This is a genomic window from Marinobacter halotolerans, assembly GCF_008795985.1.
Classification (GTDB): Bacteria; Pseudomonadota; Gammaproteobacteria; order Pseudomonadales; family Oleiphilaceae; genus Marinobacter; species Marinobacter halotolerans.
On sequence record NZ_VMHP01000002.1, the window covers coordinates 465,166 to 484,775 of the forward strand.

The following is a 19,610-nucleotide window of genomic DNA, read 5'->3' on the forward strand; positions in this document are numbered from 1 at the left end:
GTTGCGTTGAGGCATCAATTGCCGTTCAATGCGACGGGTAAACGGTAAAAGAGGAGCGTTCAATGGGGCAGCTGGATTCGTTGCTGGAGAAAAACAGGGCCTGGGCGAACGGGATCAAAAAAGAGGATCCGGAGTTTTTCCAGCGGCTTTCGAGCCAGCAGGCGCCGGAATATCTGTGGATCGGGTGTGCGGACAGTCGTGTCCCGGCGAACCAGATTGTTGATCTGATGCCGGGCGAGCTCTTTGTTCACCGTAATGTCGCCAACGTCGTGGTGCACACGGACTTCAACTGTCTGTCGGTGCTTCAGTTTGCCGTGGACGTGTTGAAAGTTAAGCATGTTCTGGTTGTCGGCCACTACGGCTGTGGCGGCGTCAAAGCGGCGCTTCACAACGAAGGTTTTGGCCTGATTGCCAACTGGCTTCGCCACGTGCAGGACGTCCGGGACAAATACCAGGACGTTCTGGACGGTATTAGCGAAGAGCAGGACCAAGTGGACCGGCTATGTGAACTGAATGTGGTGGAGCAGGTGTCTCATGTGTGCCAGAACAACATCGTGCAGGAGGCCTGGCGAAGAGGCCAGTCGCTGAGGGTTCACGGTTTTGTCTATGACCTGAGGGATGGTCTATTGCGGGATATGGGGCTTCATATCGGCTCTGACAGCGAAAAAGACGCAATCAAGCAGAGCAGTGTTGACGATCTGGTTCTGCGGCCGGTACGTTCCGGGCGTCAAAAATAGCGACATGTACACTGTCAAATTGTGTCAAAAATTCGTGATCAGTGTCACTTGATGACCCTCGGCGTCATCACAGTTAGTGGCTCTTCCGGTTGTTACACTGTTGATGTAGCAACTGAGGAGAATGATCATGCGAGAGATGATGCAGAAAGCACTGAGTGCACTCAATGGTCGCAAAGAGACAAAAGTGACGGAGCGGGACCGCCGTTCAGCTGCAGCTCAGTCCTCCTCCCCCTCGTCTGAAGACTGGGGAATGTCTCCCGAGGACGCCCTGAAAGCCAGCATGGTCTCCGGGTACAAATAAAGCCTTTTCGCAGGCAGGCTTCATCCCTGTCCCCAACGCCTTCAGGTCCGGTTCCGTTCCGGGCGTGTTACCTATAAAGTACTCCGCGGATCATTTGGGGAAAGCCTGCTTTCCCGGCCGGTTTTTTGAGGAGTGCTGCCATTCATGTCCGTGTTGCCCAATTCCCACCAGGCGTTGCTTAAAAATCTTGATCGATTGTCAGGGCGTACTACTTTTCTCGGGCTGACCAGCCCTGCGCTTCTGGACCAGGTCGATGTGGATGGCCTGGTGATGACGGACAATGCCGGCACCTACGATCTACTGTCTGCCTGCGAGTCCTGCACCCCCGCTTTTGGTTACGACGACCCGGCGCTTGTTCACGCTAGCGCAGACACCGTTGTTGTGTTTTTGCCGAAATCGCGGACCGAGCTGTCCCTTCGATTGGCGCTGGCCCAGTGGCTGGTGGCGCAAGGCGGCCGGGTAATACTGGTCGGGGAGAAGAAAGAGGGCATTGCCGGCGCTGTCCGCCAGCTTCAGCAGCAATTGCCCCGGTCGGAAAAAATCGACAGTGTTCGTCACTGTCAGGTGTGGCAGGCGAAGTCAGTAACGACATCAGAGGCGTTCCGTCTGGCGGACTGGCTGCAGTGGCACCGGGTGGAAAGGCAGGGCATCGCCCTTGAAGTGGCAGGCCTGCCGGGTATCTTCAGTGAAGGCGAGCTGGACGCGGGAACGGCCATTTTGCTGGATACTCTGGCCGAGAAACCGCTGATGCAGGGGAGGGTTCTCGATTTTGCCTGTGGCTCAGGGGTGATTGGCGCCTGGTGGCAGCGTTTCCAGGCTGAAAATGCCGGCGCCGTATCTCCTGTGGATGGCGTTGACGTCCAGTTTCAGGCGGTGACCTGTGCCCGGGCCACGTATCGGCGAGCCAGTGTTGAAGGCCGCATTCTGGCATCGGATGGGCTGGCGGTCGTAGAGGGGCAGTACCAGTCGGTCGTGACCAATCCACCCTTTCATACCGGTGTGCGAACGGATTCATCCATAACGGAGCAGTTTCTTCAGAGTGTGAGTCGTCATCTTGTGAAGGGTGGGGAGCTGAGGCTGGTGGCAAACCGTTTCCTGCCCTATGAAGCACTGATTCGCCGTTACATCGGGCAACCATCGGTGCTGGCGGAGAACAACCGGTTTGTTGTCTGGTCTGCCCGGAAGGCCTGATTTTCCAAAAAAAAGCCCCTGGGGTGAGGGGCAAGAGGTTTGTGTCCCGAACAAAGGACCAAACGAAAGGGTAGACTGTAAAAAACGTATAATATGAAGCTTATGGTTAATTTCTAGAATAATCAGCCTAGAATGTCGGCTTATGCCGTAATTTCCGCAAAATAACCAAATACTGACCTTCATGTCCGATGAAATGCTCCATATTGCCGGCCTGGGCCTGGCTTTGAAACGCCCGGGGGACGGCGCCAACTATCTGCGTGGATGGGATGCCGCTGATGAACTCCTGCTTGAACACGCCAGTGAGCAGATTGCTGGCCGGCCTGACCAGAGGGTACTGGTCGTGGATGACCAGTTTGGAGCACTGACGCTCGGGCTTGGTCGACTGTTTCCGGAAATTTCACTGGTCAGTTTGGCGGACAACGCAACTCTTGCGACGGCCCTCCAGCTCAATAGCGCCTCTATGGCGCCCGTCGCAGGGCCTGCAAGCTGGCTGGAGCCTCCCCTACAAACCTTTGATCTGGTCGTTCTGCGAATTCCACGCCAGGCGGACTACCTGGCCTGGGTGCTTCGCTGGTGCAACCAGGTATTGGGTCCGGACGGGGTGATCATCGCCGGTGGGATGATCAAACATCTGCCGGACCAGAGTTCAAAGGTATTTGCTGAACTTGTGAATACCCGGATGGTGTCCCGGGCGTGGAAAAAAGCCCGGGTAACGGTCTCAACACCGGGAGACAGCACATTGGAGAGCTGGAACGCCCAGTGGCAGGGCTACGACCTGCCGGAAAGTGGCGTTCGCGTGGACGCTCTGCCAGCGGTGTTCTCCCGGCGCAAGCTGGATATCGGTACCCGTGAACTACTGCCGGCCATGGGAAATCGGGTTGTCGATTTGCCCGCCGGCAGCCGTCTGCTGGATCTGGCCTGCGGCAACGGGGTGCTTGGTCTGGCAGCGCTGTCACTGTGTCAGGATCTGGAGGTGATCTTCTCGGACGTGTCCAGCCAGGCCGTGCTCAGCGCCCGACACAACGTCGGACGGGCGTTCCCTCAGGCGCTGACCCGTTTTGTTCACTGTGACGGCATGCCGCCGGGCACCGCAGAGTTTGATCTGATCCTGCTCAACCCGCCATTCCACGAGGGCGGTGTGGTGGGGGACCATATTGCCCTGACCCTGTTCCGGCAGGCGGCGGCACGGCTTGCGCCGGGCGGGCGTGTGCTGGTGGTGGGTAACCGTCACTTGGGCTATCACCGGAGCCTGAAAACGTCCTTCTCTCTGGTCAGACAGCTGGCCTCAAGTCCGAAATTTGTGGTATTCGAGGCTGGCCATCAGCCCCCGTAGCCAAGGCGGGCCAGGGTATCCACGATTGTCTGTGTCTGACTGTCTATCTCGATATTGACCTGGTCGGCCAGGGCAATGTCAGCAAACGTTGTGGCTCGCAGAGTTTCCGGAATCAGGTGAATGTTGAACCGGTTGCCCGTGACCTCACCGATAGTAAGGCTCGCCCCGTTGATCGCAATATAGCCTTTGGGAAAAATATACTTCGTCCACTGTTCGGGCACTTCGAAGGTGAGGGTGCAGTTGTTCTCTGGCCGGTCGATGGCGACGACTTCAGCGGTGGTGTGAACATGGCCGGACAGCAGGTGGCCGCCAATTTCGTCGCCGATGCGGGCCGCCCGTTCGAAGTTGATCCGGTCGCCAGGGGTGAGCGCACCCAGCGTTGTCAGCCTCAGGGTTTCCTGCATGGCGTCGAAAAACAACAGATCGTTTTCCTGGCGGGTCACCGTCAAACAGGTGCCGTCAATGGAAACGGAGGCACCGATGGTGACCCCCTGAACCCGGTCGGCGGGAAACCGGATGGCGAAACTGCTGAGCCCGGGCGCTGCGTCAATGTCTTCAACCACGGCAACGCCCTGAACAATACCTGTAAACATGCTTGGCCCTCATACGCTGGTTCTGGCTCCGGCCGGTTTTCCGGAACGGATTGCAAAGAGAAAAAGGATACCGACAGGGCATCGCCCTGCCAAGCAGGGTTCGCGCGCGGTCGTGCGGCGCGGATGTGCTATCCGACGTTCAAGTAACGGCGGATCAGGCCGATAATACGTTCATGGCAGAAATCAGACGTTCGCAGACCACAAAACCGGAACCGACCCCCGATGAGCCGCTGCTTCGTCAGGGCCGGCCTGCGGACCCTGTGCCAGCAGAAAAGCCGCCAGAGTCGAAGAACAAGGCGGCTGAGCCCGGTTCAGAGCCTGAGACTGCGGAAACGACGGAGACTGCCTCAGCCGAGCCGGGCAGTTCGAGGGCCGGCATTGAGAAAACGATTGCCGAATCCCGCCAGAAAAAGTTACGTCTGCTGCTGCGGCAATGCGACCGCGTAATGCTGATGGATTTCGATATTCTTGCCATGTCTGACTGGCCCGACAACTACTCCCTCGCCGTGGCCCGGCGCAGCCGTGATCTCTGGCTATTCTGTTCCCTGCTGGCGGCCCTGGTGTTTTTAAGCGGTATGACGGGTTTTGTGCCGGCCTGGATTGCCGGTGGCGGTTTCGGCGCTTTCGTCATTCTTCTGTTGTCTGGCCTGCCTGCGGTGCGGGGGTTGGTGACCAGCAGGCCTTCCTACCTTGATCTGGTTATTCAGCGGCGACGGATGCTGCAGGATGCGCGGAAGCATATTCAGCACCTTGAGGGCAAAGAGGGGCTGGCCTGGCAATGTGCCCAGATGGTGGAGTTCAATACGGCCCTGCGGGCGATGCGATTCAGCGAACTGGTAGCGCTCTCGGAGCGGAGAGTGCTGGCGAAACACCTGACCCGGCGCGAGCATGTCCGGCTGTATCTGATCTACCTGCTGGAGGCTGAAAAAGCCTATCTGCGGGCGGAAAAGGCGTTTTTTGAAGGGCACCAGAAGGCCTTGGACAACGGTTGGGCGCCGGCCCCCTCCAGCCCGGAGCAGAGTGCTTGACAGAATGACCTATCAAACGTATGTTTGAAACAGACGTTTGGTAGAGGCGCTAAAAACAATATGGCTCAGTCAGATACAGTTGACCGGATACTGGATGCCGCGGAAGAACTCTTTGCGGAACGCGGATTTTCGGAAACTTCCCTTCGCATGATTACCAGTAAGGCTAAAGTAAATCTGGCCGCTGTCAATTATCACTTCGGATCCAAGAATGCCCTGATCCATGCGGTTTTCGCCCGCTTCCTGACGCCGTTTTCCGCCACTCTGGAAGACGCGTTCAACGATCTGGAAACCCGATGCGACGGACAGCCACCGACCCTGAATCAGACGCTGTGGGCGCTGACGGAAAGTGCGGTGCGAATGCCCCAGCGCAACGAGAATGGTATTTCCATTTTCATGCGCCTGCTGGGCCTTGCCTATACCCAGTCCCAGGGGCACCTGCGACGTTTTCTTGAGCAGGAGTACAGCCAGCCATTCAGCCGCTTCATGCGGTTGCTGAAAGAATCCACGCCTCAATTGTCGGCGGTTGATCGTTACTGGCGGATCCAGTTCATGCTGGGGGCCACGGCCTTTACCATGTCCAGCAGCGACGCGCTTCGGGACATCCTGCAGAACAAATTGGGGGTGGAAACCACCGTGCAGGAAATCGCCGCCCGCCTGGTGCCGTTCTTGGCGGCCGGCATGCAGGCTGAGGACCCGATGCTGATGATGCCCTCTGCCGGTAAATCCTCGGTTGCCTGAGCATTGCCCCCTCGGTTAGTCTTCGGCTCTGGTTTCTTTGCCGGAGGCTGACCGCCCATGCCGATGAATCCCGCCCGGGATGTCTACCCAGCCATTGAGATAAGTCTCGAGCGTCAGACTCTCACGCTTCGGGAAAATGCCGATGCCGAACCCAAGGTATTTTCGGTATCCACTGCGCTGAATGGTGCCGGCGAACAGAACGGTAGCGGCTGTACTCCCCGTGGCAGACACTATATTCGCGCTATGATCGGCGCTGGCCAGCCGCTGAACACGGTATTCGTGGGCCGGCGCCCCACCGGCGAGATCCTGACACCTGACCTGTCCGCACGATATCCGGAACGCGACTGGATTCTTACCCGCATACTCTGGCTCTGTGGCTGTGAGCCGGGCAAAAATCGCGTCGGTGCGGTCGATAGTTTCCGCCGTTTCATTTACATTCATGGCACGCCGGACAGCGAGCCAATGGGCGTTGCACAGTCCCACGGCTGTATCCGGATGAGAAACACAGAGGTTGCCCAATTGTTCAGCCGGGTTCGGGCAGGAACCCCCGTCCACATTATCTGAGTCCACCATCGAGGAAGCCGATGCTCGAAGAAACACCTCCTATTGTCGATACGCTTGTGCAGGACTGGAATCTGCTCTCGGAAAACTGGCGGGTCGGGCTCGTGGTTTTTGGCCTGGTATTCGGGACGGCTGCCGTCGCCTATATCGCCAGCTTTATTGTGCATGCTCTTGAAAAGCGTTTTCAGCGTTCCAGCAATCTCTGGGATGACGCGCTCCTGCATGCCGCAAGAAAGCCGGTGGTGGCCTTTGTCTGGCTTCAGGGGGTTTACTGGGCGGCCGAAGTTGCCCACCGATACTCCCAGGCGGAAGTGTTCAAGGTAAACGATACGATCCTGCGGCTGGGTTTTGTCTGGATTCTGGTATGGACGGTGCTGCGGCTGATCAAGGAAGGCGAGATCATCCTGTCGTCGCCGGTCAAGATGCAGAAGCCGATGGATTACACCACGGTTACTGCGGTCAGCAAGCTTTCCCGTGCGGTGGTTATCATTACCGCCGTGCTGATTGCGATGCAGTCCCTTGGCTACAGTATTTCCGGCGTGCTGGCTTTTGGTGGCGTTGGCGGTATTGCCATCGGCTTCGCCGCCAAGGACCTTCTGGCCAATTTTTTCGGCGGTTTCATTATCCACCTGGACCGCCCCTTCAAAGTGGGGGACTGGGTGCGCTCGCCTGATCGGAACATTGAGGGCACGGTCGAGCACATCGGCTGGCGCCTGACCACGGTCCGCACCTTTGACAAGCGCCCGCTCTACGTTCCCAACGCCATATTTACCACGATTGCCGTGGAGAACCCGTCGCGGATGTTTAACCGGCGGATTTCTGAAACGGTGGGCGTTCGTTACGCCGATGTGACCCAGATGGCGACTATTGTGGCCAATATCCGCTCCATGCTGGAAAACCACGACGATATCGATTCCGAACAGACCGTGATTGTTAACTTCAATACGTTTAATGCCTCGTCACTGGACATCATGATCTACACCTTCACCAAGACCGTGGACTGGGTCACTTTCCATAGTGTGAAGCAGGACGTGCTGCTGAAAATCAGCGATCTGATCCAGGAACAGGGCGCCGAAGTGGCCTTTCCGACACGGACGCTGCATCTGGCCGACAACGCCCGGGTGGAGCATGGCGGTGAACGGGGAGCGCAGGAAACAACCCCTGCGCACCAGTCACGTCAGGGTGAAAGCGCGGAGGCACAGAGTGATGACGAATAATTCAGCGGGCCCGGTGGGGATTATTGGCGGAACCGGGCTGACCAGCCTTGCCGGGCTGGAGATCATCGGGCAGCGGGCTGTCTCCACACCCTGGGGAGAGCCATCCTCTGCTCTGTCCGAGGGCGTGATTGATGGCCAGCCGGTGGTGTTTCTGGCCAGGCACGGGGACCCTCATCGTATTCCGCCGCACCGGGTCAATTACCGGGCGAACCTGCAGGCGCTATACGATGCCGGTGTGCGCACGGTGGTCGGGGTCAATGCGGTTGGCGGCATTCACCCGGAGATGGGCCCTGCCAGGGTGGTGATACCGGACCAGTTGATTGATTACACCTGGGGCCGGGCGAGCACCTTTTTCGAGGACAACCTGGAGCACACCACCCATATCGACTTCACTTACCCCTATTCCCAACCTGCCAGGAGGGTGCTGGTTGAGGCCGCCGGGGCTGTGTCGCTTGCGGTGTCAGATTTCGGGGTTTATGCCGCAACCCAGGGGCCCCGCCTGGAGACCGCTGCCGAGGTTCGACGGCTGGAGCGCGACGGCTGCGATCTGGTGGGTATGACGGGTATGCCGGAGGCGGTTCTGGCCGCGGAACTGGGTATGAACTATGTCTGTCTGGCGCTGGTGGTCAACTGGGCAGCGGGAAAGACCGATCAGATCATCACGATGGCCGACATTGAAGCGGCCATCGACGAGGGCATGTCCGGCGTCAGGAAGATTCTGGAGGCGTCGGCCCGGCCTCTGGGTTTGCTTTCTCACCCGTAAGCCCGAGTTTCAGAATCATCGGGGCAGCTGCTTCCGGTTCAATTTTCTTGAAGAAAATCAGCACGCCAAGCGTCGGTGAATCCAGAAGGTGCACTTCCTCACTGCGCATCCGGCGGGTTTCCTGGATCCAGGTCAACAGGTCTGCCCGAGGCCAGTTCAGGCCGGCCACCAGTTCTCTTTCCGGCTGAACCTCGTTTTCTGGAGCGATTGCGCCCGCGGAATTATCCGTCGTCGTTGCCGTTTGACCGGCTGTCGGGATGCCAGTGGGTTGTTTTTTGCCGGCAGGCTCGATCGGAATCTTCGGCGGTGCTGGTCGCGAGGGTGTCTCGGCGTTCAGGTCAACGCCGAGCAGGCTATCTCCGGCCGAGGCGGGCAGCCAGTGGTTCAACCGAACGTTGACATGAAGATAGCGCTGCCGGTCAATGGTTATCATCCCCTGAACGTCTGTATGCCCGGCGCCTGGCAGCCATTCGCCAGCGGTGACCCACATCGGTTTGCCTTTGAAGTCCGGTGGGAACGCCTGATACCAGCCTTCAGCCAGAAGCACACGATAACGGCCACTGTTCTCCAGTCTTTCCGCAGCCGAAGCCAGATGCAGTTCCTTGCGAGGCACCAGTTTCATGTTGGTGCGGGCGTTACCGGTTTCGTCGGTATGACGCAGGATTCGTTCTGCTTTGAGATTCGGCGGTTGGGGCAGACGGCCGGCCATCTTTTCGTTGATGGCGTCCGGTTCGATCTTGCGCTCATAAATCACAAGCTCGGCGCGGTAAAAATCCTCGGCCAGAGTTTTCTGAGCGGGAGTCAGGTTTTCCAGCGCGGCCGTTGAGTCCGCCCGGGAAGCCGTGGTGTCCTGCGCAACGGACGCGTTTGCAAACGCCAGAGAGGCGGCAAGCGTCAGAACCAGAGTTCTGGGGGTTGGTCTACCGGACGTCTGCAAAGGTATGGCTCCACTGTGTCTGTGATTCATTGGTTCATCCGGGCCGCGTTACTGGCTCTTTGCCGGGGCCAATTGCCCTAGCATCTCGGAAATGCTCTCGAGTTTACCACTGGTTGACGCATCCTTCAGCCGGAAACGGAAACTGTTGGCCCCCTCCAGCCGGTAGTCGTTGGGCGCGGATTGCACTTTTTTAACCAGAATCAGCGGGTCCACCGGTGTCGAGCTGCCGAATTCAAAGCCCGCCCATTCCTTGCCTGCGTCGACCTTGGTGATGCCCAGGGCTTCAGCGCGGATTCGCAGCTCGGATTGATGCATCAGGTTCTTTGCCGGTTCCGGTAATAAACCGAAGCGGTCGATCATCTCCACCTGAAGTTCTTTTAATCCTTCTTTGTTGTCCACACTGGCAATTCGCTTGTAAAGCATCAGCCGATTGTGGACATCCGGCAGGTAATCGTCCGGTATCAGGGCCGGAATTCGAAGGTTCATTTCGGTTCCGTGGCTCAGCGGTAGCTCCGCGTTTGGCGTGCGCCCCTCGCGAATGGCCTGGACCGCTTCGTCCAACAACTGCATGTAGAGCGTAAAGCCGATGCTTTCGATCTGACCACTCTGTTCCTCGCCCAGCAGCTCACCGGCACCACGGATTTCCAGGTCGTGGGTGGCGAGCATGAATCCGGCGCCCAGGTCCTGGGCTTCGGCAATGGCTTCAAGACGCTTTTTGGCGTCCGCCGTAATGGATTTCGGCGGCGGTGTCAGCAGGTATGCATAGGCCTGGTGGTGCGATCGACCGACCCTGCCGCGCAGCTGGTGTAGCTGGGCCAATCCGAACTTATCCGCCCTTTCGATGACGATGGTGTTGGCGCTGGGAATGTCGATGCCGGTCTCAATGATGGTGGTACATACCAGCACGTTAAAGCGCTTGTGGTAGAAGTCCGACATGATCTGTTCCAGTTCCCGCTCACGCATCTGGCCGTGGGCTACGCCCACCCGCGCTTCGGGAATCAGCCGCCGCAGATCTTCCGCGGTTTTCTGAATGGTGGCCACGTCATTGTGCAGGAAGTACACCTGACCGCCCCGCAGCACTTCCCGCAGGATCGCCTCCTTTACCATGGCCTCATCCCGCTGGCGCACAAAGGTTTTGACCGACAGGCGGCGAGCCGGCGGGGTGGCAATAATCGACAGGTCCCGCAGATGGCCCATGGCCATGTTCAGGGTGCGAGGGATGGGCGTAGCGGTCAGGTTCAGCATGTCCACCTCGGCCCGCAGGGCCTTCAGTTTCTCTTTCTGCTGAACCCCGAAGCGGTGTTCTTCGTCGATGATCACCAGTCCCAGGTTCTTGAACTTCACGTCCCCCTGGAGCAGCTTGTGGGTGCCGATGACAATATCGGCCTTGCCTTCCTCTATGGCCTGCATGGCCTTGCTGGTCTGTCCGCCACTGCGGAAACGGCTGAGCAGTTCAATACTGACGGCGGTGTCGGAAAACCGGTCGCGGAAAGACGCATAGTGCTGCTGCGCCAGCAGGGTGGTGGGCACCAGTACCGCCACCTGTTTGCCGGAATAGGTGGCCATGAACGCCGCGCGCATGGCGACTTCGGTTTTGCCAAAACCCACGTCACCGCACACCAGCCGGTCCATGGGCTGTTCGCTGACCATGTCCTCGAAGACCGATTCAATGGCCAGTTGCTGGTCCGGGGTTTCCTCGAACGGAAAGCCGGCGGCAAAAGCCCGGTAGGCTTCTTTCGGATCTTCAAACGCAAACCCTTTACGCGCCTCACGGCGAGCGTAGACATCCAGCAGCTCGGCCGCAGTGTCGCGGATTTTCTCCAGCGCCTTCTGTTTGGCGTTGCTCCAGCGGTCGGTGCCAAGCTTGTGAAGTGGCGCATGGTCCACATCCGAACCGGTGTAACGGGAAATCAGGTGCAGACTGGACACCGGCACATACAGCTTGGAACCGCCGGCGTATTCCAGCATCAGGAATTCGCTGGCTTCGCCTTCCACGGTAATGGTTTCCAGACCCCGGTAGCGGCCAACCCCGTGGTCGATATGGACCACTGGTGCGCCAATTCGAAGCTCCGAGAGGTCCCGGTAGCCGGAGTCATCTGCTTCGGTGGGCTTCTGGCGGCGCCGACGCTGGAGCACCCGCTCTCCGAACAGAGCCGTTTCAGTAATCAGTGTCAGGCGCTGTTCCGGCAAGACCAGCCCGAGCTCCATGGGGGCGATGGTGATGCCCAGTGAGCAGCCCGTCTCTGACAGGAAGGACTGCCAGCTTTCCAGGGTCTGCAGAGACAGATTCTGGTCCGCCAGAGTGTCAATCAGCGCTTCCCGGCGCCCGGAGGATTCGGCGCAGATCAGGACGCGGCCATCGAATTCCTCAAGGAACCGCTTCAGGCGACCGGCCGGGTCGGCGGCGCGGCCATCCATGGCGATGTCCGGCAGTGGGTCAGTCTCGCAATTCACCGCGCCGGCACCCGCTACAGACTCGGTTGTGGTGGTGATTCGCGGGTAGTGCTTCAGCTGTGCAAACAGTTCTTCGTCTTTCAGGAACAGCTCGGCTGGTGGCAGGATCGGGCGCATGCGGTCATGGCGGCGATCCTCGTAACGGGCCTGGGTGTCAACGGTGAACTGTTCTGCAGCGGTATGCAGCCCGTCGGCGGTGAAAACCAGGGTTTCCGCCGGCAAATAGTCAAAAAGCGTGGCGGTCTGGTCAAAAAACAGCGGCAGATAATATTCAATGCCCGGCGGCGTAATGGCCTGGCTGACATCCTGGTAGATGGGTGAATCTTTGTCTGCGTGCGGGAAAGCCTCGAACCAGCGATTGCGGAAGCCTGACCGGGCCTCTTTATGCCAGGGAAACTCGTTGGCCGGCAGCAGTTCGACTTTCTCGATCCGGTCAATGGAGCGCTGGGTGTCGGGGTCGAACGTCCGCAGGGTTTCAATCTCGTCGTCGAACAGATCGATCCGGAAGGGCCGGCTTGCGCCCATCGGAAAGATGTCCAGAATGGCCCCGCGAACCGCGTATTCACCGTGTTCATAGACGTTGTCGGCATGCCGGTAGCCGGCGGCCTCCAGCTGCATCCGCCAGGAATTGATGTCCAGGGACTGACCCACCTCCAGCAAAAGCGTGCTGCCCTGAAGATAGCTGACCGGCGGTAACCGGTGCATCAGGGTTCTCGCCGGCACAACCAATACGCCGTGGCGGGTCGACGGGAGTCTGTGGAGCGCGCGGATTCGACGGGACGTAATATCCTGGTGCGGCGAGAACAGATCGTAGGGCAGGGTTTCCCAGTCGGGCAGGGATAACAGTTCCAGGCCGTCCTCAGTGACGGCTGCCTGATCTTCCTCGGTGGGAAGGTCCAGATAGAAGCGCATGGCCTGCTCAAGCCGAATCGCCTCGTCGGTGTTTCGCGTGATGACGAGGGTCAGCCCCTGATGCTCGCGGGCAGTTTCACAGATGGCCAGGGCATCACTGCTGCCGTGAAGCCGGCCCCAATGCCGGTGGTCGGCGGGTTTTACCGGCGGCGTCGGGGCAATCAGCGCGGTTCCGGCTGTGGGCTTGGCACCATTGCTGTTTTCACCATTGTTCATGGGCAAACTGAAACTCCTGGTCTGGGTATCAAGCGCATGGCTGGAAGCCGGGCATTCTACCGGCACTACCGGGGTCTGTCATGGCTGGCCGAACTTATAGACTACGAACTCCGGGGCACTGCGTATTTGCTGTGGCGGCAATTACGTTGGATAATATGCGCCCTAATTTCCAGGTTCCAACAGCAGAGGTTCAAGCGTGAGTCACGAGCAGATCAATCAGCACCTGTCTAACTGGACGGAAAGAGAGTCCACTGCGGAAGCCATGATTCCGCTTATCGGTAGACTCTACCGTAAGAATAATGTGGTGACGTCCGTTTACGGTCGTTCCGTGATCAACCAGTCGGTGATCGACATTATCCGGGCGCACCGTTTTGTGCGTCAGGTTGAAGATAGTGAGCTGTCTGTTCACGACACACTGCCTATCCTGCAGATCATGGACAGCATGAAGCTGGGGCGTGGCCATGTGGATATCGGCAAACTGGCGGTAAAGTTCAAGGAAACCGGTGGAGATCTGGAAGACTTCCTGCATCAGGAGATCGGGCCGATTGTCGGGCAGTACGACGCACAGTCCGCCGAAGACGCCGAAAACGGCACCAAAGACGTGGTTCTGTATGGCTTTGGCCGTATCGGCCGGCTGCTTGCGCGCATTCTGATTGAAAAGGCCGGCGGCGGAAATAACCTGCGTCTGCGGGCGATTGTGGTGCGCCAGGGTGGCGCGGACAACGATCTGGAGAAGCGTGCCAGTCTGCTGCGCCGGGATTCGGTTCACGGGCCTTTCAACGGCACCATTACCGTGGATGAAGAGAATTCAGCCCTGATCGCCAACGGCAACTTTATCAAGGTGATCTATTCGCCGGGTCCGGATCAGGTGGATTACACCCAGTACGGCATCAATAAAGCGATCGTCATCGACAACACCGGTATCTGGCGTGACGAGGCCGGTCTTGGTCTGCACTTGAAGTCAAAGGGTGTAAGTCGTGTTCTTCTGACCGCCCCGGGCAAGGGTGATATCAAGAATATCGTGCACGGCATCAACAACGACTGGATTACCGAGGACGATCGGATTCTGTCTGCAGCTTCCTGTACCACCAATGCCATTACGCCCGTTCTGAAAGCGATCCAGGACGAGTACGGCATTGAGGACGGACACGTTGAAACTGTTCACTCCTACACCAACGACCAGAATCTGATCGATAACTACCACAAGGGTAGCCGCCGCGGTCGTAGTGCGCCGCTGAACATGGTAATTACCGAGACAGGTGCGGCGAAGGCCGTCGCCAAAGCTTTGCCGGAGCTCAAAGGCAAGCTTTCCGGCAACGCTATCCGGGTGCCAACCCCCAACGTTTCCATGGCGATTCTGAACCTGAATCTGGGTAAGGACGTAACGGTAGAAGGCGTAAACGATTACCTGCGCGACATGGCGCTGCACTCCGAATTGCAGAAGCAGATCGATTTTGTGAACTCGCCGGAAGTGGTTTCCACCGACTTTGTGGGCTCCCGCCACGCCGGTATCGTGGACGCTCAGGCGACCATCACCAGCGGCAAACGCCTGATTCTCTACGTCTGGTATGACAACGAGGCGGGATACAGTGCCCAGGTTGTGCGCGTTGTCAATCAGATGGCTGGCGTGGAGTATCCAATTTTCCCCAAGCGGGTTCGCGGTTGATCTGAATTCACTGCATTGCCTGAGTCAAACCCCGGACAGTGATGTCCGGGGTTTTTTTTGGCCTCAGCAAAGGTTGCCTATTTGTATCCGGCCATAAACTAGGCGGGGTTTCAGGTGGAAATAGTGTTACTTAAACCTTATAATTGGCACGATTTTGGGTACGTCTGGCACCCGCTTCCCAAGACCTCCTGCAGTCGTTTGTCTGGCACTTTCTGTCGGCATGATCGGCACTGTGGTTTTGCCCTCCGGTGAGAATCCGTCAGGGCCCGGACCGCAGGAGTCGGGCGTTAAAATCCACCGAACAAGTTCTGATGATTGGATGAGGCATGATCAAAATCAAAAAAGGCCTGGATCTTCCCATCAGCGGCGCTCCTGAGCAGACCATTACAGAAGGCAAACCCGTTCGCCACGTGGCACTGATCGGTTTTGACTATATCGGCATGAAGCCGACGATGGCTGTTAAAGAGGGAGACCGCGTTAAGCGCGGAACGCTGCTGTTTACGGATAAGAAGACCGATGGCGTTCGTTACACCTCGCCGGCCGCCGGTGTGGTGAAAGAGATAAATCGGGGTGAACGCCGAGTGTTCCAGTCCCTCGTGATTGAGGTGGATGGAGACGAGGCGGAGTCTTTTGCCCGGTACAGCGAGTCGGATATCGCCTCTCTGGAGCGGCAGCAGGTTGTCGACAACCTGGTAGAGTCGGGATTATGGACAACCTTCAAAACCCGCCCTTACAGCAAGGTTCCGGCTATCGACACGGCGCCGCATTCTATTTTTGTGTCGGTCATGGATACCAATCCGCTGGCTGCCGACCCTACGGTGATCATTGGTGAGAACAAACCGGCGTTCGAGCGTGGCCTTCGCATACTCACGAAGCTGACCAGTGGTAAGGTTTTTGTCAGCGGCAGGCCCGGTTCCGATGTACCTGTGCCTGATTCCGATGCGGTCGAGGTTAACCAGTTTGAGGGCAGGCACCCGGCTGGCAACGTGGGCACCCATATTCATTATCTGGACCCGATTGTCGGCAACAAGGTGGTCTGGAGCATCAACTACCAGGATGTCATCGACATTGCGCGGCTGTTTGAAACCGGCGAGCTGCCGGCGGATCGTGTGATTGCGATCGGTGGTCCGAAGGCGACTAAGCCGCGTCTGGTGCGTACACGGATTGGTGCGAGTCTTCCGGAACTGCTGGAAGGTGAGATCGAGACCGACTGCGACGTACGCATGATTTCAGGATCGGTGTTTGGTGGTCGGCGGAGTGATGGCCCCTGCGCCTATCTGGGTCGTTTTGCCAATCAGGTGTCGATTCTCGAGGAAGGCACCAAGCGTGAGTTCATGGGCTGGCTGTCTCCGGGAACCAACAAGTTCTCTGTGCTGAACATCTACCTGTCCAAACTGACGAAGGGCAAGCTGTTCAATTTCACCACCACAACCAATGGCAGCGAGCGCGCAATGGTACCTGTCGGTGCCTACGAGAAAGTGATGCCGCTGGATATTCTGCCGACTCAGTTGCTGCGTTCGCTGATCGTTGGCGATACCGAGGTGGCACAGCAGCTGGGTGCGTTGGAGCTGGATGAAGAAGATCTGGCGCTCTGCACCTTCGTGTGTCCGGGCAAATACGAATATGGGCCGATTCTCCGTGAGAATCTGACCCGAATCGAGATCGAGGGCTAACTGATGGCAATTCGACAGTTTCTCGATGGCATCGAGCACCACTTTGAAAAAGGTGGCAAGTACGAGCGCTGGTATGCGCTGTACGAAGCAGTCGATACCATTTTCTACACCCCGGGCAAGGTAACCTCAACCACCTCCCATGTGCGTGACGGCATTGACCTGAAGCGCATCATGATCACGATGTGGATGTGTACCTTCCCGGCTATGTTTTTCGGCATGTGGAACATTGGTTTTCAGGCAAACAGTTATCTTGCAGCCAACCCCGATGCCCTGATGGGCGACGGCGGTTTGCGGACCATGTTCATCAGTGCGCTGGCGGGAAATGATCCGTCGAGTATCTTCGATAACTTTATCTACGGCATGGCCTACTTCGTGCCGGTCTACGCGGTCACCTTTGTGGTTGGTGGCTTCTGGGAAGTGCTGTTTGCGACTGTGCGTCGCCATGAGGTAAACGAGGGCTTCTTCGTGACCTCTGTGCTGTTTGCGCTGATCTGTCCTCCGACCATCCCGCTCTGGCAGGTGGCCCTGGGTATCACCTTTGGTGTGGTTATCGGCAAGGAAGTGTTCGGCGGCACTGGCAAGAACTTCCTTAACCCGGCACTGACAGGCCGTGCGTTTCTGTACTTTGCTTACCCGGCACAGATTTCCGGTGACACCGTATGGACCGCAGTGGATGGCTTCAGTGGCGCGACCGCGCTGAGCTGGGCTGCCAGCGGCGGTGTGGAAGCGCTGGAAAGCCAGATCGGCTGGATGTCAGCCTTTATGGGCTCGATTCAGGGATCCATGGGTGAGACATCGACGCTGGCCGTACTGATTGGCGGTCTTATTCTGCTGGCGATGCGCATTGCGTCCTATCGGATTGTTGGTGGTGTGCTGATTGGCATGATCGGCATGTCGCTATTGCTGAACGTGGTCGGGTCGGAAACCAATCCAATGTTTGCCGTACCACCGCACTGGCATCTGGTTATGGGTGGCTTTGCATTCGGCATGATGTTCATGGCAACAGACCCGGTTTCGGCCGCCATGACGGACACCGGTCGTTGGTGTTTCGGCATTCTGATCGGCGTGATGACGGTGCTCATCCGCGTGGTCAACCCGGCTTTCCCGGAAGGCATCATGCTGGCCATACTGTTTGCCAACCTGTTCGCTCCGCTGATGGATCACTATGTGGTTCAGGCCAACATTAAACGGAGGCTTGCACGTGGCTAAAGCAAAAGAAACTGTCTCCAGAACGCTGATGGTAGCGTTGGTGCTGAGCATCGCTTTCTCAGTGGTCGTTTCAACGGCAGCTGTGCTGCTGCGCCCGGCGCAGGTCAAGAACCAGAATCTGGATATCCGCTCGAACATTCTGGCCGCGGCCGGCATGCTCGAGCCGGGCATGAGCCCTGAAGAGATCGAGGAGATCTTCTCGCGTTTTGATGTCCGGCTGCTGGATCTGGATTCCGGCGAGTACGTCGAGCCCAGTGCGGTCGGCGTCGAAGATCCGATGAAGTACGACATGTACAAGGCGGCATCGGACCCGGAAATGTCCACCCGCATCCTGTCTGCGGCGGACGACCCCGCGGGTATCAAAAGCCGTCCCGACGTGGCCAAGATCTATACACTTTCGGAAAATGGCGAGCTGGTGCGAGTGGTACTGCCGATACACGGTTATGGTCTCTGGTCTACCCTCTATGGATTTGTATCCCTGGAAGGTGATGCCAATACCATTGAAGGTCTCGGGTTTTACGACCATGCAGAGACTCCCGGCCTCGGCGGTGAAGTCGACAACCCGCGCTGGAAAAAACAGTGGGTTGGCAAGGAAGTCTACGGCGATCAACTTGAAGAGCCCCAGATCAGGCTGGTCAAGGGCGGCGTGGGTGCCGACGCAGCAGACAAGGAACACAAGGTAGACGCTCTTTCTGGTGCCACACTGACCAGCCGGGGCGTGGAAAAACTGGTCAACTACTGGATGGGTGACCGGGGCTACGAAACCTACCTGAAAAAACTTCGTCAAGGGGAGGTCTGATCATGGCCGATGCAACTGCCAAGCAGGTTCTCTTCGAACCGATATTCAGCAATAACCCCATCGCATTACAGATCCTTGGTATCTGCTCTGCGCTGGCGGTAACCACCAGCATGAACGTGACGCTGGTTATGTGCGCGGCCGTGATTGCGGTAACAGCGTTTTCCAACCTTGCGGTGTCACTGGTACGAAGCCAGATTCCGGGCAGCATCCGCATCATCGTGCAGATGACCATCATCGCATCGCTGGTTATCGTGGTTGACCAGCTCCTCAAGGCCTATGCCTACGAAATCAGCAAGCAGCTTTCGGTTTTCGTGGGACTGATCATCACCAATTGCATCGTCATGGGTCGCGCCGAAGGGTTTGCTATGAAGAATGGCCCCTGGCTGAGCTTCCTGGACGGCATTGGTAACGGTCTGGGCTACTCGGTGCTGTTGATTTTCGTGGCTTTCTTCCGTGAACTTCTGGGCGCCGGTTCGTTGTTCGGTGTCTCCATCATGCCCGTGGTAAACGAGGGCGGATGGTATATCCCCAATGGTTTGCTGCTACTGCCACCAAGCGCGTTCTTTATCATTGGCCTGGCGATCTGGGGACTTCGTACCTGGAAGCCTGAACAGGTCGAGGAAGAGGACTACAAGATGTCCCGTCATACTGCCAAGGAGGCCTTCTGATGGAACACTATATCAGCCTGATTCTGAAAGCTGTTTTCGTTGAGAACATGGCCCTGGCGTTCTTCCTGGGCATGTGCACCTTTATTGCGATTTCCAAGAAGATCGAGGCGGCAACCGGCCTGGGTATCGCGGTCATCGTGGTTCTGACGGTCACGGTCCCGGTGAATAACCTGCTCTACAACAGCGTACTCCGCGAGGGTGCCCTGGGCTGGGCAGGTCTGCCCAATGTGGACCTGAGCTTTCTCGGATTATTGTCGTATATTGGGGTAATCGCGGCGATTGTTCAGATCATGGAGATGGTTCTGGATAAGTACATCCCGGCGCTCTACGCCGCTCTGGGTGTCTTTCTGCCGCTGATTACGGTGAACTGCGCGATTCTCGGTGCCTCACTGTTCATGGTCGAGCGGGATTACACGTTTGGTGAGAGTGTGGTTTACGGCTTCGGTGCAGGACTTGGCTGGGCGCTGGCAATCGTTGCACTGGCCGGCATCCGTGAAAAGCTCAAGTACAGTGACGTACCTGACGGCCTGCGCGGCCTGGGCATTACCTTCATCACGGTTGGCCTGATGTCGCTTGGATTCATGTCGTTTTCCGGCATTTCACTGTAATCCACC

Annotated in this window: 18 protein-coding genes; 15 read left to right on the plus strand and 3 right to left on the minus strand. The window is 57.8% G+C overall.

Going from position 1 to position 19,610, the window contains the following annotated elements; translation table 11 throughout:
- The first annotated feature begins 62 nt into the window (after positions 1–62).
- The 4 genes from can to FPL19_RS12470 all read left to right on the plus strand — a co-directional run bounded on the left by can (position 63) and on the right by FPL19_RS12470 (position 3,562).
- Positions 63–737 carry a carbonate dehydratase gene (gene can / locus FPL19_RS12460; RefSeq protein WP_150912885.1) on the plus strand — a complete coding sequence of 225 codons (675 nt, stop codon included), beginning with the start codon at positions 63–65 and terminating at the stop codon, positions 735–737.
- A gap of 127 nt (positions 738–864) precedes the next feature.
- Positions 865–1,038, plus strand: coding sequence for a hypothetical protein (locus FPL19_RS17545; protein ID WP_191965278.1), 174 nt, complete (start codon positions 865–867; stop codon positions 1,036–1,038).
- 144 nt (positions 1,039–1,182) lie between these two features.
- A complete protein-coding gene (locus FPL19_RS12465) occupies positions 1,183–2,229 on the plus strand; it encodes a class I SAM-dependent methyltransferase (protein ID WP_150912886.1) in 1,047 nt (348 codons plus the stop codon).
- Positions 2,230–2,410: 181 nt separating this feature from the next.
- Positions 2,411–3,562 carry a class I SAM-dependent methyltransferase gene (locus tag FPL19_RS12470; protein ID WP_150912887.1) on the plus strand — a complete coding sequence of 384 codons (1,152 nt, stop codon included), beginning with the start codon at positions 2,411–2,413 and terminating at the stop codon, positions 3,560–3,562.
- Here FPL19_RS12470 and FPL19_RS12475 read toward each other — a convergent pair.
- On the minus strand, positions 3,550–4,155 hold the full coding sequence (locus FPL19_RS12475; protein ID WP_150912888.1) for a riboflavin synthase subunit alpha: 606 nt from the start codon (positions 4,153–4,155) through the stop codon (positions 3,550–3,552). The two genes, FPL19_RS12470 and FPL19_RS12475, sit on opposite strands and share 13 nt — an antisense overlap.
- 173 nt (positions 4,156–4,328) lie before the next feature.
- On the opposite strand from FPL19_RS12475, the gene FPL19_RS12480 reads away from it, so the two are divergent.
- Genes FPL19_RS12480 through FPL19_RS12500 form a run of 5 tightly spaced genes read left to right on the plus strand, consistent with a single transcriptional unit; the run spans position 4,329 to position 8,462 of the window.
- Complete coding sequence (locus FPL19_RS12480; protein ID WP_150912889.1) at positions 4,329–5,183, plus strand: hypothetical protein; 855 nt, start codon at positions 4,329–4,331, stop codon at positions 5,181–5,183.
- A gap of 60 nt (positions 5,184–5,243) precedes the next feature.
- Positions 5,244–5,921: a TetR/AcrR family transcriptional regulator gene (locus FPL19_RS12485; protein WP_150912890.1), complete on the plus strand. Its 678-nt coding sequence runs from the start codon at positions 5,244–5,246 to the stop codon at positions 5,919–5,921.
- Between the two features lie 57 nt (positions 5,922–5,978).
- On the plus strand, positions 5,979–6,485 hold the full coding sequence (locus FPL19_RS12490) for a L,D-transpeptidase (protein WP_225314409.1): 507 nt from the start codon (positions 5,979–5,981) through the stop codon (positions 6,483–6,485).
- A gap of 20 nt (positions 6,486–6,505) precedes the next feature.
- Positions 6,506–7,699, plus strand: coding sequence for a mechanosensitive ion channel family protein (locus FPL19_RS12495; protein ID WP_150912891.1), 1,194 nt, complete (start codon positions 6,506–6,508; stop codon positions 7,697–7,699).
- Positions 7,689–8,462 (plus strand): S-methyl-5'-thioinosine phosphorylase, encoded by a 774-nt coding sequence (locus tag FPL19_RS12500; protein WP_150912892.1) that lies wholly within the window; start codon positions 7,689–7,691, stop codon positions 8,460–8,462. Before FPL19_RS12495 ends, FPL19_RS12500 begins: the two co-directional genes overlap by 11 nt.
- Here FPL19_RS12500 and FPL19_RS12505 read toward each other — a convergent pair.
- Positions 8,407–9,429 carry a CsiV family protein gene (locus tag FPL19_RS12505; RefSeq protein ID WP_150912893.1) on the minus strand — a complete coding sequence of 341 codons (1,023 nt, stop codon included), beginning with the start codon at positions 9,427–9,429 and terminating at the stop codon, positions 8,407–8,409. The two genes, FPL19_RS12500 and FPL19_RS12505, sit on opposite strands and share 56 nt — an antisense overlap.
- A gap of 18 nt (positions 9,430–9,447) precedes the next feature.
- Positions 9,448–12,981 carry a transcription-repair coupling factor gene (mfd, locus tag FPL19_RS12510; RefSeq protein ID WP_150912894.1) on the minus strand — a complete coding sequence of 1,178 codons (3,534 nt, stop codon included), beginning with the start codon at positions 12,979–12,981 and terminating at the stop codon, positions 9,448–9,450.
- A gap of 211 nt (positions 12,982–13,192) precedes the next feature.
- Between mfd and FPL19_RS12515 the strand changes: the two genes are divergently transcribed.
- The 6 genes from FPL19_RS12515 (at position 13,193) to nqrE (ending at position 19,604) form a co-directional block, all read left to right on the plus strand.
- The gene (locus tag FPL19_RS12515; RefSeq protein ID WP_449806435.1) at positions 13,193–14,647 is read left to right on the plus strand and encodes a glyceraldehyde-3-phosphate dehydrogenase; all 1,455 of its coding nucleotides are present in this window, start codon (positions 13,193–13,195) and stop codon (positions 14,645–14,647) included.
- 326 nt (positions 14,648–14,973) lie between these two features.
- Positions 14,974–16,320: a Na(+)-translocating NADH-quinone reductase subunit A gene (locus FPL19_RS12520; RefSeq protein ID WP_150912896.1), complete on the plus strand. Its 1,347-nt coding sequence runs from the start codon at positions 14,974–14,976 to the stop codon at positions 16,318–16,320.
- Positions 16,321–16,323: 3 nt separating this feature from the next.
- On the plus strand, positions 16,324–17,529 hold the full coding sequence (locus tag FPL19_RS12525) for an NADH:ubiquinone reductase (Na(+)-transporting) subunit B (RefSeq protein ID WP_150912897.1): 1,206 nt from the start codon (positions 16,324–16,326) through the stop codon (positions 17,527–17,529).
- Complete coding sequence (locus FPL19_RS12530; protein WP_150912898.1) at positions 17,522–18,328, plus strand: Na(+)-translocating NADH-quinone reductase subunit C; 807 nt, start codon at positions 17,522–17,524, stop codon at positions 18,326–18,328. The genes FPL19_RS12525 and FPL19_RS12530 overlap by 8 nt, the downstream gene beginning before the upstream one ends.
- Positions 18,329–18,330: 2 nt before the next feature.
- Positions 18,331–18,996: an NADH:ubiquinone reductase (Na(+)-transporting) subunit D gene (locus tag FPL19_RS12535; protein ID WP_150912899.1), complete on the plus strand. Its 666-nt coding sequence runs from the start codon at positions 18,331–18,333 to the stop codon at positions 18,994–18,996.
- Positions 18,996–19,604: an NADH:ubiquinone reductase (Na(+)-transporting) subunit E gene (nqrE, locus tag FPL19_RS12540; RefSeq protein WP_150912900.1), complete on the plus strand. Its 609-nt coding sequence runs from the start codon at positions 18,996–18,998 to the stop codon at positions 19,602–19,604. Before FPL19_RS12535 ends, nqrE begins: the two co-directional genes overlap by 1 nt.
- The last annotated feature ends 6 nt before the right edge of the window (positions 19,605–19,610 follow it).

Bases quoted from the DNA above. Each gene is read 5' to 3' on its own strand.
- can (WP_150912885.1), top strand. From the start codon at position 63: ATGGGGCAGCTGGATTCGTTGCTGGAGAAAAACAGGGCCTGGGCGAAC.
- FPL19_RS17545 (WP_191965278.1), top strand. From the start codon at position 865: ATGCGAGAGATGATGCAGAAAGCACTGAGTGCACTCAATGGTCGCAAA.
- FPL19_RS12465 (WP_150912886.1), top strand. From the start codon at position 1,183: ATGTCCGTGTTGCCCAATTCCCACCAGGCGTTGCTTAAAAATCTTGAT.
- FPL19_RS12470 (WP_150912887.1), top strand. From the start codon at position 2,411: ATGTCCGATGAAATGCTCCATATTGCCGGCCTGGGCCTGGCTTTGAAA.
- FPL19_RS12475 (WP_150912888.1), bottom strand. From the start codon at position 4,155: ATGTTTACAGGTATTGTTCAGGGCGTTGCCGTGGTTGAAGACATTGAC.
- FPL19_RS12480 (WP_150912889.1), top strand. From the start codon at position 4,329: ATGGCAGAAATCAGACGTTCGCAGACCACAAAACCGGAACCGACCCCC.
- FPL19_RS12485 (WP_150912890.1), top strand. From the start codon at position 5,244: ATGGCTCAGTCAGATACAGTTGACCGGATACTGGATGCCGCGGAAGAA.
- FPL19_RS12490 (WP_225314409.1), top strand. From the start codon at position 5,979: ATGCCGATGAATCCCGCCCGGGATGTCTACCCAGCCATTGAGATAAGT.
- FPL19_RS12495 (WP_150912891.1), top strand. From the start codon at position 6,506: ATGCTCGAAGAAACACCTCCTATTGTCGATACGCTTGTGCAGGACTGG.
- FPL19_RS12500 (WP_150912892.1), top strand. From the start codon at position 7,689: ATGACGAATAATTCAGCGGGCCCGGTGGGGATTATTGGCGGAACCGGG.
- FPL19_RS12505 (WP_150912893.1), bottom strand. From the start codon at position 9,429: ATGAATCACAGACACAGTGGAGCCATACCTTTGCAGACGTCCGGTAGA.
- mfd (WP_150912894.1), bottom strand. From the start codon at position 12,981: ATGAACAATGGTGAAAACAGCAATGGTGCCAAGCCCACAGCCGGAACC.
- FPL19_RS12520 (WP_150912896.1), top strand. From the start codon at position 14,974: ATGATCAAAATCAAAAAAGGCCTGGATCTTCCCATCAGCGGCGCTCCT.
- FPL19_RS12525 (WP_150912897.1), top strand. From the start codon at position 16,324: ATGGCAATTCGACAGTTTCTCGATGGCATCGAGCACCACTTTGAAAAA.
- FPL19_RS12535 (WP_150912899.1), top strand. From the start codon at position 18,331: ATGGCCGATGCAACTGCCAAGCAGGTTCTCTTCGAACCGATATTCAGC.
- nqrE (WP_150912900.1), top strand. From the start codon at position 18,996: ATGGAACACTATATCAGCCTGATTCTGAAAGCTGTTTTCGTTGAGAAC.